Source organism: Amycolatopsis sp. NBC_00348, from assembly GCF_036114655.1.
Lineage (GTDB): Bacteria > Actinomycetota > Actinomycetes > Mycobacteriales > Pseudonocardiaceae > Amycolatopsis.
Genome location: NZ_CP107994.1, coordinates 6144829 through 6159703 on the forward strand (window position 1 = coordinate 6144829; position 14875 = coordinate 6159703).

At 72.0% G+C, this 14875-nt stretch carries 13 protein-coding genes and 1 riboswitch; of the genes, 7 read left to right on the forward strand and 6 right to left on the reverse strand.

The window, feature by feature from the left end:
* Window positions 1-4 precede the first annotated feature (4 nt).
* Window positions 5-319 carry a DUF6191 domain-containing protein gene (locus OHS58_RS26490; protein WP_328644359.1) on the reverse strand — a complete coding sequence of 105 codons (315 nt, stop codon included), beginning with the start codon at window positions 317-319 and terminating at the stop codon, window positions 5-7.
* A 108-nt stretch (window positions 320-427) separates the two neighbouring features.
* On the opposite strand from OHS58_RS26490, the gene OHS58_RS26495 reads away from it, so the two are divergent.
* From OHS58_RS26495 to OHS58_RS26505, 3 genes are read left to right on the forward strand one after another with little or no spacing between them, the layout of a single operon-like run.
* The gene (locus OHS58_RS26495) at window positions 428-1354 is read left to right on the forward strand and encodes an ABC transporter ATP-binding protein (RefSeq protein WP_328644360.1); all 927 of its coding nucleotides are present in this window, start codon (window positions 428-430) and stop codon (window positions 1352-1354) included.
* Entirely contained in the window at window positions 1351-2196 is an 846-nt protein-coding gene (locus tag OHS58_RS26500; RefSeq protein WP_328644361.1) for an ABC transporter permease, read from the forward strand. Before OHS58_RS26495 ends, OHS58_RS26500 begins: the two co-directional genes overlap by 4 nt.
* A gap of 3 nt (window positions 2197-2199) precedes the next feature.
* Window positions 2200-2433, forward strand: coding sequence for a helix-turn-helix transcriptional regulator (locus OHS58_RS26505; RefSeq protein WP_326943654.1), 234 nt, complete (start codon window positions 2200-2202; stop codon window positions 2431-2433).
* On the opposite strand, the gene OHS58_RS26510 is transcribed toward OHS58_RS26505, so the two are convergent.
* Window positions 2430-3158, reverse strand: a complete 729-nt coding sequence (locus OHS58_RS26510; protein ID WP_328644362.1) for a hypothetical protein — start codon at window positions 3156-3158, stop codon at window positions 2430-2432. The two genes, OHS58_RS26505 and OHS58_RS26510, sit on opposite strands and share 4 nt — an antisense overlap.
* Window positions 3159-3282: 124 nt before the next feature.
* Window positions 3283-3357, forward strand: a riboswitch (cobalamin riboswitch).
* 49 nt (window positions 3358-3406) lie between these two features.
* Here OHS58_RS26510 and cobN point away from each other — a divergent pair.
* Both cobN and OHS58_RS26520 read left to right on the forward strand, forming a co-directional pair.
* Window positions 3407-6997, forward strand: a complete 3591-nt coding sequence (gene cobN, locus OHS58_RS26515) for a cobaltochelatase subunit CobN (RefSeq protein ID WP_328644363.1) — start codon at window positions 3407-3409, stop codon at window positions 6995-6997.
* A 309-nt stretch (window positions 6998-7306) separates the two neighbouring features.
* Window positions 7307-8518 carry a chitinase gene (locus OHS58_RS26520; RefSeq protein ID WP_326958912.1) on the forward strand — a complete coding sequence of 404 codons (1212 nt, stop codon included), beginning with the start codon at window positions 7307-7309 and terminating at the stop codon, window positions 8516-8518.
* Between the two features lie 51 nt (window positions 8519-8569).
* Here OHS58_RS26520 and OHS58_RS26525 read toward each other — a convergent pair whose 3' ends face one another.
* Entirely contained in the window at window positions 8570-9661 is a 1092-nt protein-coding gene (locus OHS58_RS26525; RefSeq protein ID WP_328644364.1) for a dihydrofolate reductase family protein, read from the reverse strand.
* Between the two features lie 83 nt (window positions 9662-9744).
* Between OHS58_RS26525 and OHS58_RS26530 the strand changes: the two genes are divergently transcribed.
* Window positions 9745-10014 carry a hypothetical protein gene (locus tag OHS58_RS26530; RefSeq protein ID WP_247055940.1) on the forward strand — a complete coding sequence of 90 codons (270 nt, stop codon included), beginning with the start codon at window positions 9745-9747 and terminating at the stop codon, window positions 10012-10014.
* Between the two features lie 480 nt (window positions 10015-10494).
* Here OHS58_RS26530 and OHS58_RS26535 read toward each other — a convergent pair whose 3' ends face one another.
* The 3 genes from OHS58_RS26535 to OHS58_RS26545 all read right to left on the reverse strand — a co-directional run bounded on the left by OHS58_RS26535 (window position 10495) and on the right by OHS58_RS26545 (window position 13936).
* Complete coding sequence (locus OHS58_RS26535) at window positions 10495-11727, reverse strand: aldehyde dehydrogenase family protein (RefSeq protein ID WP_247055942.1); 1233 nt, start codon at window positions 11725-11727, stop codon at window positions 10495-10497.
* 355 nt (window positions 11728-12082) lie between these two features.
* The gene (locus tag OHS58_RS26540; protein ID WP_326943660.1) at window positions 12083-12856 is read right to left on the reverse strand and encodes a M50 family metallopeptidase; all 774 of its coding nucleotides are present in this window, start codon (window positions 12854-12856) and stop codon (window positions 12083-12085) included.
* 162 nt (window positions 12857-13018) lie between these two features.
* Window positions 13019-13936 (reverse strand): DNA-3-methyladenine glycosylase family protein, encoded by a 918-nt coding sequence (locus OHS58_RS26545; protein ID WP_328644365.1) that lies wholly within the window; start codon window positions 13934-13936, stop codon window positions 13019-13021.
* A gap of 165 nt (window positions 13937-14101) precedes the next feature.
* On the opposite strand from OHS58_RS26545, the gene OHS58_RS26550 reads away from it, so the two are divergent.
* Window positions 14102-14851, forward strand: a complete 750-nt coding sequence (locus tag OHS58_RS26550; RefSeq protein WP_328644366.1) for a class I SAM-dependent methyltransferase — start codon at window positions 14102-14104, stop codon at window positions 14849-14851.
* Window positions 14852-14875: the final 24 nt, after the last annotated feature.

The following is a 14875-nucleotide window of genomic DNA, read 5'->3' on the forward strand; positions in this document are numbered from 1 at the left end:
GAGGTCACTGTAACTCGCGGTTCGCGGGCTCCTCCGCGGCCGGACGCGGGCGCAGCACGGCCGTTCCGGCGTCCAGGTCCACGTCACGCCGGGGAGGCGCGCCGTCGGCGTCCTGCTCGACGAGCATGGACATCGTTTCCCGGTGTTCCAGCTCACGCCGCTTGGTGCCGTAGAGGAACGCGGTGGTCTCTTCGACGTAGGTCGCGGACAGCCGCGCCTTGAACCGCGAGCCGCTCTTGCGCGGCCGCAGCTCGATCGCGGCCATGACCAGCAGGATCACCACGCCGCCCGGAAGGGCCAGCCCCAGCCAAGTTCCCATGCACCGCGAACCGGATGACCGCCGGTCAAGTTCCGGATACCCCACAAGTCCGACCGAATGTAGCAGGTGTGCTACATTCGATCGCATCAGTCGGATGGGGGTCAGGTCATGAGAGATCCAGCGGATCCCGTGGTCCGCGCGAGCGGGCTGCGGATGCGCTACGGCGCGAACGACGTCCTGCACGGCGTCGGGTTCGAGGCGTACCGGGGCGAGGTCGTGTGCCTGCTCGGGCCGAACGGCGCGGGCAAGACCACGACGATCGAGATCCTCGAGGGCTTCCGGATGCGGTCGGCCGGCGAGGTGAGCGTGCTGGGCGTCGACCCGGCCCACGGCGGCGAGGACTGGCGGGCACGCCTGGGGGTCGTGCTCCAGTCCTGGCGCGACCACGGGAAGTGGCGCGTCCGCGAACTGCTCGCCCACCTCGGCCGGTACTACGCGCCGTACTCGACACCGGCGTGCACGCGGCCGTGGGACGCCGACGAGCTGATCGCGGCGGTCGGGCTCACCGACCACGCGCACAAGAAGATCAAGAGCCTCTCGGGTGGCCAGCGGCGGCGGCTCGACGTCGCGATCGGCATCGTCGGCCGTCCGGAGCTGCTCTTCCTCGACGAGCCCACCGCGGGCTTCGACCCGGAGGCCCGGCGCGAGTTCCACGACCTGGTGCACCGGCTGTCCGACGAGCTCGACACCACGATCCTGCTGACCACGCACGACCTCGACGAAGCCGAGAAGCTGGCCGACCGGATCCTCATCCTCAACGGCGGCCGGATCATCGCCGACGGCTCGGCCGACGCGCTGAGCCGGCAGATCGCCGGCGAGGCCGAGGTCCGCTGGACGATCGACGGCCGGCACTTCGTCCACTCGACGACCGAGGCCACGAAGTACGTCCACGACCTGTTCAAGCAGCACGGCGAGGCGGTGGCGGACCTCGAAGTCCGCCGCGCGTCGCTGGAGGACACCTACATGACACTCGTCCACCGCGCCGAAACCGACGGCGAGACGGAACTCGGCCTCCAGGAAGCGGGTGCGCGATGAACACCGTCGCGGTGCGGGCCGGGCTGGCCCGCGGCTGGATCGAGTTCAAGCAGACCTGGACCAACCGCGAGGACGTCTTCGGCCAGATCGTCTTCGCCGCGCTCTTCCTCGGCGTGGTGTTCTTCATGCGCGACGCCACGGTGCCCGGCACCGGGTTCTCCCTCGGCGCGGCGACCGTGCCCGGCGTGCTCGGCGCCGGGATCGTGTTCACCGGGCTCACCGGCGCGGCGAGCTACCTGGTCATCGACCGCGAGGACGGCACGCTGCTGCGGGCGAAGGCGACACCGAACGGCATGCTCGGCTACCTGATCGGGAAGACCACGACGCTGTCGCTCGGGCAGGGGGCGTCGCTGCTGGTGGTCCTGATCCCGTGCCTGTTCCTGTACCCGTCGCTGGCGCCCGACGGCCTCTGGTCCTACCTGCACCTGCTGGGCGTGCTGGTGCTCGGGCTGTTCGCGACCCTGCCGATCGGGGCGGCGCTGGGTTCGCTGATCAGCAGCCCGCGGTCGACGGGGCTGATCGTGCTGCCGGTCATGGGGCTGGGCGCGATCTCCGGGATCTTCTACCCGGTGATCGCGCTGCCGGTCTGGGTCCAGGGCATCGCGCAGGTGTTCCCGATGTACTGGCTGGGGCTCGGCATGCGCTCGGCGTTGCTGCCGGACAGCGCGGTCGTCGCCGAGATCGGCCATTCGTGGCGGCCGCTGCCGACCCTCGCCGTGCTCGTCGCGTGGTCCGTGATCGGATTGGCCCTGGCCCCGGTCCTGCTCCGCCGCATGGCGCGGCGCGAGTCGGGTTCGTCGGTGGCCGAAAGGCGGGAGAAGGCCATGCAGCGTGTGGGGTGAGTCATGAGCGAGGTCGTCTACAACCGGATCGCGATGCTGCGCGCGGAGCGGTCGATCTCGCGCCGCGAGCTGGCCGACGCGCTGGGCGTGCACTACCAGACGATCGGCTACCTCGAGCGCGGCGAGTACAGCCCGAGCCTCTACCTGGCCCTGCGGATCGCGGACTTCTTCGAGGTCAACGTCGAGGTCCTGTTCTCGACGAAGCCGTTCCCGCGGCTGGGAGAGCGGTCCGCCTAAGGCTTGCGGAGGTCGGCGTCCACCAGCGCGCGGACGACGTCGGCGCGGCGGGTCTCGCGGACCGTGCGGCTGAGCTCGACGTGCAGGAACGGCGTGCCCGCGGCGGCCTGGCTCTGCACGTTCGTGGTGCCGGCCAGGCCCCGGCAGGGCTCGGCCCAGGCCCGGCAGACGCGGAAGCCGTCGGCGGTGAGCCGGTCCGCCGCCCGGCGGGCCGCGTCGCCGGCCTCGGCCGCGCCGGCCGAGAGCACGACGTCGGCCGAGGTCAGGGTGGCGTCGCCGAAGCCGTGGAGCTGCACCTGCGGCAGGCCGCGCCGGGCGAGCAGCGTCGTCACGACGTGGAAGACGCTGCGGGTCTCGTGCGCGGGGTCCTCCCGGCGGCGGTGCGCGCCCCCGACCACGAGCACGGCCCCGGGCGTCTCCCGGAAGAGGGCCAGGCCGAGCCGTTCGGTCCGCAGGTCGGAGGAGGCGTGCGGTACCTCGACGACCAGCGAGGGCGGCGCGGACCGGTCGACGACGTAGAGCCCCCACGCGCGTTCGGTGCCGGGCTCCTGCACGACCAGGGTGTCGTCCTCGACGGAAAATCCCAGCTCGGCGAGGTTGTGCGGCCGCCGGTCGAGGAACGCGGCGAACCCCGTTTCGGCGGTCCGGAGTTCCGCCGCGGTCGGCACGCGGTACGGGTGGCGGCTCGACTGCGCGTCGGTGAAGTCGTGGAGGAAGGAATCCACCGTGGCCCTACCCCGATCCTGTAGCCCGGCCACCAGGCTACCGACCCGGTAGCCGTGCACGTCACCTTGACGCCACGCCCGGGCGCACCGGAGAGTGAGTCCGATACCCACGCGTCGGCAGGTGGAGGAACCCGGTGAGAGTCCGGGGCGGTCCCGCCACTGTCACCGGAGAGCCCGCTCTCCGGGAAGCCAGGAACTCCGGCCGGCGCGCCCGTCTACCCGGGGCGCGGACCCCGAGGAGGAACCTCGTGATCCTGCTTCTGTCCACTTCGGACACCGATCTGCTCAGCGCGCGTTCGTGCGAAGGCGAGTTCCGGCTGGCGAACCCCTCGCGGCTCGACGTCGCCGAGCTGCCGGGCCTGCTCGACGGCGTGCGCATCGTGGTCGTCCGCATCCTCGGCACCCCGCGGAGCTGGCAGGAGGGCCTCGACACGCTGCTCTCCTCGGGCGCGCACGTCGTCGTCCTGGGCGGGGAGCAGACGCCGGACGCCGAGCTGATGAAGCTCTCGAACGTCCCGGCGGGCATCGCCGCCGAGGCTCACGCCTACCTCGCGCAGGGCGGCCCGGCGAACCTCACGCAGCTGCACCGGTTCCTCTCCGACACGCTCCTGCTGACCGGCGACGGCTTCGAGCCGCCCGCCGTGCAGCCCGGCTGGGGCATCCTCGAGCGGCCTCCTTCGCACACGGACGGCCCGGTCATCGGGATCCTCTACTACCGCGCGCACCACCTGTCCGGGAACACGGCGTTCGTGCACACCCTCGCCGACCGGATCGAGGCCGCGGGCGGGCGCGCGCTGCCGGTCTACACGGCGTCGCTGCGGACGCGCGAGCCGGCGATGATGACCGAGCTGGGCAAGGTCGACGCGCTGCTGGTCACGGTGCTCGCGGCGGGCGGCACGAAGCCGTCCGAGGTCGGCGCCGGGGGCGACGACGAGGCGTGGGACGTCGCCGAGATGGCCGCGCTCGACGTCCCGATCCTGCAGGCGCTGTGCCTGACCAGCGACCGCGAGACGTGGGCGGCGAGCGACGAAGGCCTCTCCCCGCTGGACGCGGGCAACCAGATGGCCGTCCCGGAGTTCGACGGCCGGCTGATCACCGTGCCGTTCTCGTTCAAGGAGCTCGACGAAGACGGGCTGCCGCGGTACATCCCGGACGCCGAGCGCGCGTCCCGCGTCGCGAAGATCGCCCTGGCGCACGCGCGTCTCCGGCACACGCCCGCTCCGGAGCGGCGCATTGCGCTGATGCTGTCCGCGTACCCGACGAAGCACTCCCGCGTCGGCAACGCGGTCGGGCTGGACACGCCCGCGTCGGTCATCGAGCTGCTGCGGCGGATGCGCGATCTGGGCTACGACCTGGGCGCGGACGCGTTCCCGGGCGTCGAGCCCACCGGCACCGACCAGCCCGACGGTGACGCCCTGATCCACGCGCTGATCGCCGCCGGCGGCCAGGACCCGGAGTGGCTCACCGAGGAGCAGCTGGCCGGCAACCCGATCCGGGTGCCCGCCGCGCGCTACCAGGAGTGGTTCGACGCGCTGCCCGCGGAGCTGCGCGAAGGCGTCGAAGGGCACTGGGGTCCGGCGCCCGGCGAGCTGTACGTCGACAACGGCGACATCGTGCTGGCGTCGCTGCAGAGCGGCAACGTCATCATCATGATCCAGCCGCCGCGCGGGTTCGGCGAGAACCCCGTCGCGATCTACCACAACCCGGACCTGCCGCCGAGCCACCACTACCTGGCCGCCTACCGCTGGCTGGAGGAGGAGTTCGGCGCGCACGCCGTCGTCCACCTGGGCAAGCACGGGTCCCTCGAATGGCTGCCGGGCAAGACGGCCGGGCTCTCGGCGTCGTGCGCGCCCGACGCCGTGCTAGGGAACCTGCCGCTGATCTACCCGTTCCTGATCAACGACCCGGGCGAGGGCGCGCAGGCGAAACGGCGGGCGCACGCGACGATCGTCGACCACCTGATCCCGCCGATGGCGCGCGCCGAGTCGTACGGCGACATGGCGCGACTGGAGCAGCTGCTCGACGAGCACGCGAACATCGCGGCGATGGACCCGGCCAAGCTGCCCGCGGTGCGCGCGCAGATCTGGACGCTCATCCAGGCCGCGAAGCTGGACCACGACCTCGGCGTCGAGCAGCGCCCGCACGACGCGGAGTTCGACGACTTCCTGCTGCACATCGACGGCTGGCTGTGCGAGGTCAAGGACGCCCAGATCCGCGACGGCCTGCACATCCTCGGCGCCGCGCCCACCGGCGAGGCGCGCGTCAACCTGGTGCTCGCGATGCTGCGCGCCCAGCAGATCTGGGGCGGCAAGCAGGGCGCGATCCCCGGGCTGCGGTCGGCGTTGGGCCTCAAGGAGAACTCCGACGCGCCGACGTCCGAAGTGGACAAGATCGAGAAGACGGCGCGCTCGCTGATCGAGGCGATGGAGTGGCGCTCCTGGGACGTCACGGCGGTGCGCGGCATCATCGACGACAAGCTGGGCGGCCCGGACGAGCAGGTCCGGCTGATCCTGGAGTTCGCGGCGAACGAGATCGTGCCGCGGCTGGCCGCGACCGCGGGCGAGCTGGACGCGATCCTGCACGCGCTGGACGGCGGCTACATCCCGGCCGGGCCGAGCGGGTCGCCGTTGCGCGGGCTGGTCAACGTGCTGCCGACCGGCCGGAACTTCTACACGGTCGACCCGAAGGCCATCCCGAGCCGGCTGGCCTGGGAGACCGGCCAGGCGCTGGCCGACTCGCTGCTGCGCCGCTACCGCGAGGACACCGGCGACTGGCCGCGTTCGGTCGGGCTGTCGGTGTGGGGCACGTCGGCGATGCGCACGTCCGGCGACGACGCCGCGGAGGTCCTGGCGCTGCTGGGCGTCCAGCCGGTGTGGGACGAGGCGTCACGGCGCGTCACCGGCATCGAGGCGATTCCCCTGGCCGAGCTGGGCCGCCCGCGCATCGACGTCACGATCCGCATCAGCGGCTTCTTCCGCGACGCGTTCCCGCACGTCATCACGATGATGGACGACGCGGTCCGGCTGGTAGCCGGCCTGGACGAACCCCCTGCGGAGAACTTCGTGCGAGCACACGTCGACGCCGACGTGGCGACGCACGGCGACACGCGGCGCGCGACGACCCGGATCTTCGGCTCGAAGCCGGGCGCGTACGGCGCCGGCCTGCTGCCGCTGATGGAGTCCGGCAACTGGCGCGACGACAAGGACCTGGCCGAGGTGTACGCGGTCTGGGGCGGTTTCGCGTACGGCCGCGACCTGGACGGCCGCCCGGCGCGCGAGGACATGGAAAGCTCGTACAAGCGGATCGTGGTGGCGGCCAAGAACACCGACACCCGCGAGCACGACATCGCCGACTCGGACGACTACTTCCAGTACCACGGCGGCATGATCGCCACGGTCCGCGCCCTGACCGGAACGGCCCCGGCGTCCTACGTGGGCGACAGCACCACCCCGGACGCGGTCCGCACCCGCACCCTGGGCGAGGAGACGGCGCGCGTGTTCCGCGCCCGCGTGGTGAACCCCCGCTGGCTGGCGGCCATGAGGCGTCACGGCTACAAGGGCGCATTCGAGCTGGCGGCCACGGTCGACTACCTCTTCGGCTTCGACGCAACGGCGGGCGTGGTCGGCGACTGGATGTACGAGAAGCTGACCGAGACGTACGTCCTGGACGAGACGAACCAGGAGTTCCTGCGCAAGGCGAACCCATGGGCGCTACGCGGAATCGTGGAGCGCTTGAACGAGGCCGCGGACCGCGGCCTGTGGGAGGAGCCGGACCCCGAGCTACTGGCCCAAATGCGCGAGGTCTACCTGTCCTTGGAGGGCGACCTGGAGTCGGAGTGACGCAGTTGTCCCCACTCGATCAGGGTGTGGACAACCCTCGTCTTCCCGCCCGGATCACGGCTTCCCGTCGTGCCCCACCGATAGACTGGAGCAGGGCACGCCCCCCAGTGGAGGGTGGGGGCCTGCCTTCGGGTGATCTGGGCTGAATGACTTTGACGGAGGCGGTTGCGTCGGTGGCGCAACCGCCTTTCGTCGTCTTCGGAATGCGACATTTCTCGGGTTTCGCCCGTAACTCCGCCTTCGTCTTGACTTTGAAATGGTCTAGTCCAATGATCTGACCACCCTCGAACCCCACCGGGAGGACAGATCATGCGCAGAAGCAGACTGGCCGCCGTCGGGCTCGCCGCCGCCACCTTCATCGGTACAGCAGTGAGTCTCGTGATCGGCGCGCCCTCCGCGACAGCGGCGTTGGGCAACAACTGGTACGCCGCGGCGCCGTATCTGATGCCCGTGAGCAACAATCCTCCCGACCCGGTCACCGTGATGAACGCGACCGGGCTCAAGGCGTTCCAGCTGGCGTTCATCCTGGCGCCCAACGGCGGCGGCTGCAGCCCGACCTGGGACGGCACGGCCGCGGTCTCCTCGGACACGAACGTCGCCGGCGTGATCTCCCGGATTCGCGGCGCGGGCGGTGACGTCTCGGTGTCCGTCGGCGGGTACGGCGGCACGAAGCTCGGTCAGACCTGCGGGACCGTGGCCGCGACCGCCGCCGCGTACCAGCAGGTCATCTCGAAGTACTCGCTCAAGGCGATCGACTTCGACCTCGAAGAGCCGGAGTACGAGAACACCGCGGCCATCGCGAACGAGCTCGGCGCGGCGAAGACGTTGCAGGCCAACAACCCCGGCCTGTTCGTGTCGGTGACCATGCCGGGCACCGCGGCCGGCACCGGCTGGTTCGGCACGCAGCTGCTCGACCAGGCGAAGTCGATCGGCTTCTCCCCCAACAACTTCTCGATCATGCCGTTCGACGGCGGCTTCAACGGCGGCTCCTCGCAGGTGTCCGCGCTCGAGGCCCTGCACGGCCTGCTGATGTCGCACATGGGCTGGGACAGCGCGACGGCGTACTCGCACGAAGGCTTCTCCGGCATGAACGGCAAGTCGGACGCGTCGGAGATGTTCTACACCGCGGACTTCCAGACCGTGTACGACTACGCGACCAGCCACGGCCTGGGCCGCTTCACGTTCTGGTCGGTCAACCGCGACCGCGCCTGCGTCGGCACGACCGACAACGGCGTCTGCAGCAACGTGCCGCAGAACGACTGGGACTTCACGAAGTTCAGCGTCCGCTTCGCCGGCGCGACCCCGCCCCAGACGACGCCGACCCCGCCGACGACCACCACCCCGACCACCCCGGGCGGCGGCTCCTGCACCGCGGCGGCGTGGGACAAGGCGAAGGTCTACGTCAAGGACGACGCCGTCTCGCACAACAGCCACAAGTTCACCGCGAAGTGGTGGACGCAGGGCGAAGAGCCGGGCACGACCGGCGAATGGGGCGTCTGGACCGACAACGGCGCCTGCTGAGCTCGTTCGGCTGAAGGCCGTCCCGGGTTCTCCCGGGGCGGCCTTCGCTCGTCAGAAGGTCAGGTGGGTGTTCTCGCGCTGGACCTCCGGGGTCAGCGCGGGCACCTCGACGACGTGCCGCCCGGCCTGCCGCAGCAGCTCGGTGCCCTGGGCGTCGACGAAAACCGGCGGCTCGCGCCAGGCGAACACGACCCGCGGGATCCCGGCGTCGAGGATGAGCTGGGTGCAGCTGCGCGGGTGCGAGCTGCGGTTGCTGCAGGGTTCGAGCGAGCTGTACACGGTCGCGCCGGCCAGCCGTGGGTCGCCTTCACACTTGGCGAGGGCCGCTTCCTCGGCGTGGTTGAGCGGATCGCCCTCCCCGGAGTGCCCGGTCGCGATGACCTCGCCGTCGACGTCGGTGACGACGGCCCCGACCCGGAAGGTGTGGCTCGGCGGGCACTCGGCGGCGAGCGCGATGGCCTCCCGGAGCCGCTGGACGTCCCGGCCGCTCGGCTCGTCGGCCGCGCGGTACTCGAGGATCGCCATGCCGGTCAGCTCGCGGGCGCTGGTGAGACGCAGCGGCCGCGGGTAGAGCCCGGGCCCGACGAACCGGGGAGCGGCCGGCTGGCCGACGAAGAACGGCGCGATCGCCAGCCGCAGCTCGTCGGCGAGCCCTTCGGCGAGGAACCGCGTGTGGATCCCGCCACCGCCCTCGACCAGCAGGTTCTTGATGCCGCGCGCGCCGAGGTCGTCGAGAACGCGGCCGAAGTCGGGCGGATCGCCGGCGTCGACGACGGTGGCGACGTGCTTGAGCTGGTCCGCGGCGCCGGGCGGGGCGTAGACGATCTTCTCGGTGTCCCCGACGGTGAAGAACTGCGCGCCGGGATCGAGGCCGCGGGTGGTCAGGGTGACCTTGACCGGCTGTTCGGGCTTCCCCTGCTCCAGGCGTCGCCGCCGCAGGTCGGGCGACCGGACGAGCAGCCGCGGGTTGTCGGCCCGCACGGTCCCGGCCCCGACGAGGATGGCGTCGGCCTCGGCCCGCAGCCGGTCGACGACGGCGAAGTCGTCCTCAGTGGACAGCACGAGCCGTTCGGGCGAGGTGTCGTCGAGGAAGCCGTCGAGGGACTGCGCGGCGGAAAGCAGGACGTGCGGCCGGTCGATCACCCGATCCAGTATGCCGGGCCGTAACACCGCGGGCGATCGGGACGTCTACGACGTGTCACCACCCGAACTCGGAGCAGGGGAACATGACCACGCGAGGCTGGCAGAAAGAGCGGACGCTCACCACGCTCGACACGGTCGGCCGCGAGATAGCGGTGACGACCGGCCTCACCCGCGACCCGGAGGGCCGCCTGGTGGCGGTCATCGCGGTCGGCGACGGCCCCACGGCGATCTTCCGCCACCTGCACGACCTGGAAGACCGCCCGGAGCTGGTCGCCAACGCGGCCGACACAGCGGACGACCTGCACACACTGACCGGCATAGCCCCGGTGCGGCAGCTGCGCCGCCGCCGCTAGCGCGACAGGTTTCGTACCACGGGGTCGAACCGCCGGGGAGGGTGGCACTGCGGGGGTCGATGCGCGAGGTCCCGGCGCCGCAGGTGTCGGCACGCGGTTGTCCGGCCCTCGCGGAATCATCCCCGCGGGCGTCGGAGCCGAAGGATTCCGGCTCCGGGAGCTGCCTCGGCACGGCAGTCCGACGCGCTGCGCGACAGCCGCGAGATCCTGGCGGTGGTCAGGGGCACGACGGTCAACCTGCGGTCCCGGACCTGCCGACTCCGGAGACCCTGGCCGCGGTCAAGGGCACGACGGTCAGCCCGCGGTCCCACACTTGCCGACTCCGGAGATCCCGGCCGTGGCAAGAGCACAGCGGTCAGCCTGCGGTTTCTGATCTGCCGGTTCCGGTTCCGCCCCGCGTGCTGTCGCCCCGTGGATCTGGACGGGCTCCTGCTCGGCCGCCGTCCATAGCGGCCGAGCAGGTCCTTCGCTGGGTCGTCGTCAGGCGGGCAGGACGGCGTACTGGCGGACGTAGAGGTCCGTGTACGTCACCGGGCCGCGGGGGCCGGGGACCTTGTCCAAGTTGATGCCCGTTTCCGGGACCGCGAGGAGCTTGAAGCCGTCCAGGAGGCGGGTCGGGGCGTTCCAGAACACGCCCGTGCCGGTGTAGCCGTCGAAGAACGCGTCGGCGGCGGCCTCGTCCTCGGTCGCGATGCCCGCGGCCAGGCCCGATGTCTGCTCGTTCGCGATCTCGACGGCGTCGGCGAGGGCGCCGACCGTGGCGACCGTGACCGTCGCCTCGCGGTCGGAGTCCAAGGCCCACTCGTAGCCGATCGCGTGCTCGTGCGGGGCCAGCGAAGGCGTCACTCCGCGCTCGGCCAGCGCGTCGGCGATGCCCGGCCAGACGTCGTCGTGGATGTTCTCGTGGATCAGCAGCAGGTTGAGCCGGTTGCAGACGCCCAGCCGGTCGAGGCTGGCGAAGACCAGGTCGCGCGCCTTGGTGACGTCCGCGCCGCGGTCGACGTACAGGACGCCGCCGCCGTCGGCGTGGGCGAGCGTGCGCACGCCGTGGACCGCGGCCTCGGTGGCGAGGGCGCGGGTGCTGTCCCCGCTGCCGCGCAGGATGACCAGCGGCACCAGGTCTGGCAGCCGCACCAGCGCGGACGCGGCTTCACGCTCCACGCGCGGCACCAGCTGGACGCAGTCGGCGTCGATGCCGGCCGCCGTCAGCGCCGGCGCGATGACCACCTCACGCAGCCGCTGCGCCGAGCCGAGCGCGGCCGAACCCGTGCGCAGCACGCCGGCGTTGCGCGACTTGACCAACTGCGACGCCACGTCGACCGTGACGTTCGGGCGCGCCTCGTAGTTCGCGCCGATCACGCCCACCGGACGGCGCCGCTCGACCAGCCGCAGCCCGCCGTCCAGCGTGGACACCTCGACCGAGCGCTCCTGGTGCGGCGCGCCGGCGAGCAGCCGCAGCTGCTCGGCCATGCCGGTCAGCCGCTCCGGGGTGATGGTGAGCCGGTCGAGCAGACCGGCGCTCATCCCCTCGGCCTTCGAGCGCTCGACGTCGGCCTGGTTCGCCTCGAGGATCTCGTCGCGGTGCGTGAGCAGGCGCTCGGCCATCCCGGCGAGGGCGGCGTCGACGGCCTCCGCACTGGCGGCGGCAAGCGACGGCGCGGCCAGCTTCGCAGCCCGTGCGCATTCCTCCACGGCCTTGGCGACCTCGTCCATCGTTCGGCTCCCTCCGGCTGACCAGCGAGAGTCCAGTTTGCCGCATGGGCCAGGCCCGGCGGCCAGGGGGCGCCACGGGTCGAGTGCACCACAGCCCGAGCGCGCCACGGTGGGGAGCGCCACGGCTCAGGTGCGCAGCGTTCGAGCGCGCCACGGCTTGTGTGCGCCACGGTTCGTGTGCTCCGCAGTGGGGGACGCCAGGCTCAGGTGCGCAGTGTGCGGACGTGCCACGGTTCGACTGCGCCACGACCCAGCGGACCGGAGCACGGCAGCACCGGCCACAGCCGTACCGCTGCGCTGGGCCGCTGCGCCGGGCACGCCGCGCCGTGCCGTGCCCGGCACGCCAGGCCGGTGGCTACTTGGCCACGGGCTCCAGCAGCCACAGGCCGCCGGCGATGAGGCAGCTGACCGTGGCCACCGCGAACACCAGGACCCAGAGGATCGGCGGGACCGCTGTGAGGCGGCCGAGCTGGTCGGCGTCGGAGTCGCGGGCCTGGCCGCGGCGGCGCTTGGTCTGCAGCTCGATCACCGGCCGGACGCCGCCGAAGAGCAGGAACCACGTCAGCAGGTAGCCGAACGGGGCCTGGACCTCGACCGGCGCGACGAACGCGACCAGCGCCAGCACCACCGCGCTGGCCACGACCGTGAACACCCCGTAGGCGTTGCGCACCATCACCAGCACGCCGAGCAGCAGCAGCGCGATCAGCACGAGGACCGTACCGACCAGGTCGTTGCCCAGCAGGCTGGCGAACAGCAGCCCCAGCACCGACGGCGCCAGATACCCGGCCATCGCGGTGAACGCCATCCCCGGCCCCTCGGGCTTGCCGCGCGAGACGGTGACGCCCGAGGTGTCCGAGTGCAGCTTGATGCCCTGCAGACGCCGGCCGACCAGGACAGCCGCCAGCCCGTGGCCGGCCTCGTGCACGATGGTGACGACGTTGCGTGCCCGCCGCCACATCGTGCCGCCGACGAGCACCACCAGCAGCGCCACACCCCCGGCGACCAGCGTGATCACGGCGGGCGTCTGGGCCTGCTCCAGCAGGGTCGCGGCCGGGTCGGCGGCGGCCTGGAGGGCCGCCGGGACGTCACGGGCCGTGCTGTCGAGCGCGAGTTGAACGGGCGAGCTCACCCGGACACCTCACCACAGGCGACATCTGGCTACGGTGAGTCCCCACCGGAGCGAGGTCCGCGGCTTCCGGTATGGGTTCGGCTCGTTGGTGCACCTCCTTCCTCGGCTCGGGCGGGGATGGTGATCAGGGTGCCGCGGACAACACGACAGCCGCGGCTCAGCTCAGCGCGACTCCCGCATCCGGGCCTCGCCCTCCACCCGGAACAGGAACGACGTCCAGCTCCGGAACGGCGCCCAGGCCTCCGCGATCTCCGTCAGCTCCGCCACTCCCGCGTCCGGGAGGTGATAGGCCTCGCGCATGATCTCGTGCAGGCGGCTCTCCCCGCGCGGGAAGACGTCCGGGTGCCCGGCGCCGCGGATCAGGATCAGCTCCGCGCTGAACCGGCCCACGCCTGGCAACAGCTGCAGTTGTTTGAGCGCATCGTCGGCCGGCATCGCCCGCAACGTCGCCGCGTCGAGCAGGCCCTCGGCCGCGGCCCCGGCGATCGCTCGCAGGCGGTGCAGCTTCTGCACCGGTGCGCCCGGCAAGTACTCCAGCTTCGCCAGCTCGCCGGGCGCCGGGAACGACCAGAGCCTCGCCCCGTCCACGTCGACCTGCACGCCGTGGCGCTCGGTGAGGCCGCGGCGCAGGCGCACCGCTTGCGACATCCAGATCCGGTGGCTCAGCACCGCCCAGCACGCCGCCTCGTACGGCGAGGCGAACAGGACCGGCCGCAGCCCGGGGTGCAGGCCTTGCAGCATCGAGACGACCGGATCGCGCCCGCCGGCTTCCGGGAACCCGGTGGCGTCGACGTCCAGCGAACACATCCGCGTGACCTGCGCCAGGACGGCTTCCGTGTGCTCTTCCGGGGCGTGGACCTCCACTTCGACCACGCCCGGCGATCTCTGTCTCAGTACCGCTCCCACCGGCGTCCACGCGCCGTCGACCGGGAACGCCACGCGGAGCGCTCCGGGCTCCGTGTCCGCTTCCGGCCGCCCGGCGGGGGCGAACCCGGTCAGGAACTTCGCCGCCGCGGCCAGGTCGAACGGGCCGCGGACCGGGATCTCCCCGCTCGGTGCGGAAATCTTGGAAACCGCCATGTCTCCTCCTCGGAGTCGGTGATCGGTGGATCGCCACCTCGCCGACGACGTTAGGAAGGGGCACCGACAATTTCCGGGCCTCGAAGGCCCGCGCTCGGAGTTGTTCACTCGGTCGAGTGACCTCGACTTGGGCATACTGCCGGTATCCGGACGACGGGAGCGCCTGTGCCGACCACCGCCACCGACCGGCTCGAGAAGCTGCTGGAGGCCCCGGCGGAAACCCGCGCCGGCTTCCTCGACCTGCTGGGCACGGCGGACCAGGCCGGCCCGTCCACCGGCATCACGCAACGCCTGATGCGCACCACCCTGCTCCCGCGGGTCTACGAGCGGTACTGGCGCCCCGCGCTCGGCCGCGCGCTCAAGGGCCCGGCCGGGCCCAGCATGGCGGGCGAGGTCCGGCTCGCCACGAAACTCCTCGACCTGAGGCCGGGCCGGACCGCGCTGGACGTCGCCTGCGGCACCGGCCGGTTCACCCGCGCCTTCGGTCAGGCCGTCGGCCCGGCCGGGCTCGCGATCGGCCTCGACGGCGCGCGCACGATGCTCACCAAGGCCGTGGCCGAAGGTGGCCCGGACAGCGTCGCCTACCTGCGCGCGGACGCGGTGCGCGTCCCCCTGCGAGAGTCCACTGTGGACGCCGTCTGCTGCTTCGCCGCGCTCCACATGTTCGCCGAGCCGGAGACCGCGTTGGACTCCTTCACGCGCGTGCTCAAGCCCGGCGGCCGGATCGTGCTGCTCACCAGCGCACGCCGCGGTCGGCAACCCGCGCGGCTGCTGGAGTCCGTCGGCGGGATCGTCAGCGGGCAGAAAATGTTCGACCGCGGCGAAATCGCGGCGAGCTTGCGCGCCCGCGGCTTCACCGAGACCACCGAGCGGTACGCCGGGGTCACGCAGATCGTGGCGGCCCGGCTGGGCTGAGCGCCGCGAACTGTCGGGGGTGGC

What these genes read in the sequence shown, in the direction of transcription:
- OHS58_RS26490 (WP_328644359.1), bottom strand. Translation starts at nt 319, where the DNA reads ATGGGAACTTGGCTGGGGCTGGCCCTTCCGGGCGGCGTGGTGATCCTG.
- OHS58_RS26495 (WP_328644360.1), top strand. Translation starts at nt 428, where the DNA reads ATGAGAGATCCAGCGGATCCCGTGGTCCGCGCGAGCGGGCTGCGGATG.
- OHS58_RS26500 (WP_328644361.1), top strand. Translation starts at nt 1,351, where the DNA reads ATGAACACCGTCGCGGTGCGGGCCGGGCTGGCCCGCGGCTGGATCGAG.
- OHS58_RS26505 (WP_326943654.1), top strand. Translation starts at nt 2,200, where the DNA reads ATGAGCGAGGTCGTCTACAACCGGATCGCGATGCTGCGCGCGGAGCGG.
- OHS58_RS26520 (WP_326958912.1), top strand. Translation starts at nt 7,307, where the DNA reads ATGCGCAGAAGCAGACTGGCCGCCGTCGGGCTCGCCGCCGCCACCTTC.
- OHS58_RS26530 (WP_247055940.1), top strand. Translation starts at nt 9,745, where the DNA reads ATGACCACGCGAGGCTGGCAGAAAGAGCGGACGCTCACCACGCTCGAC.
- OHS58_RS26535 (WP_247055942.1), bottom strand. Translation starts at nt 11,727, where the DNA reads ATGGACGAGGTCGCCAAGGCCGTGGAGGAATGCGCACGGGCTGCGAAG.
- OHS58_RS26545 (WP_328644365.1), bottom strand. Translation starts at nt 13,936, where the DNA reads ATGGCGGTTTCCAAGATTTCCGCACCGAGCGGGGAGATCCCGGTCCGC.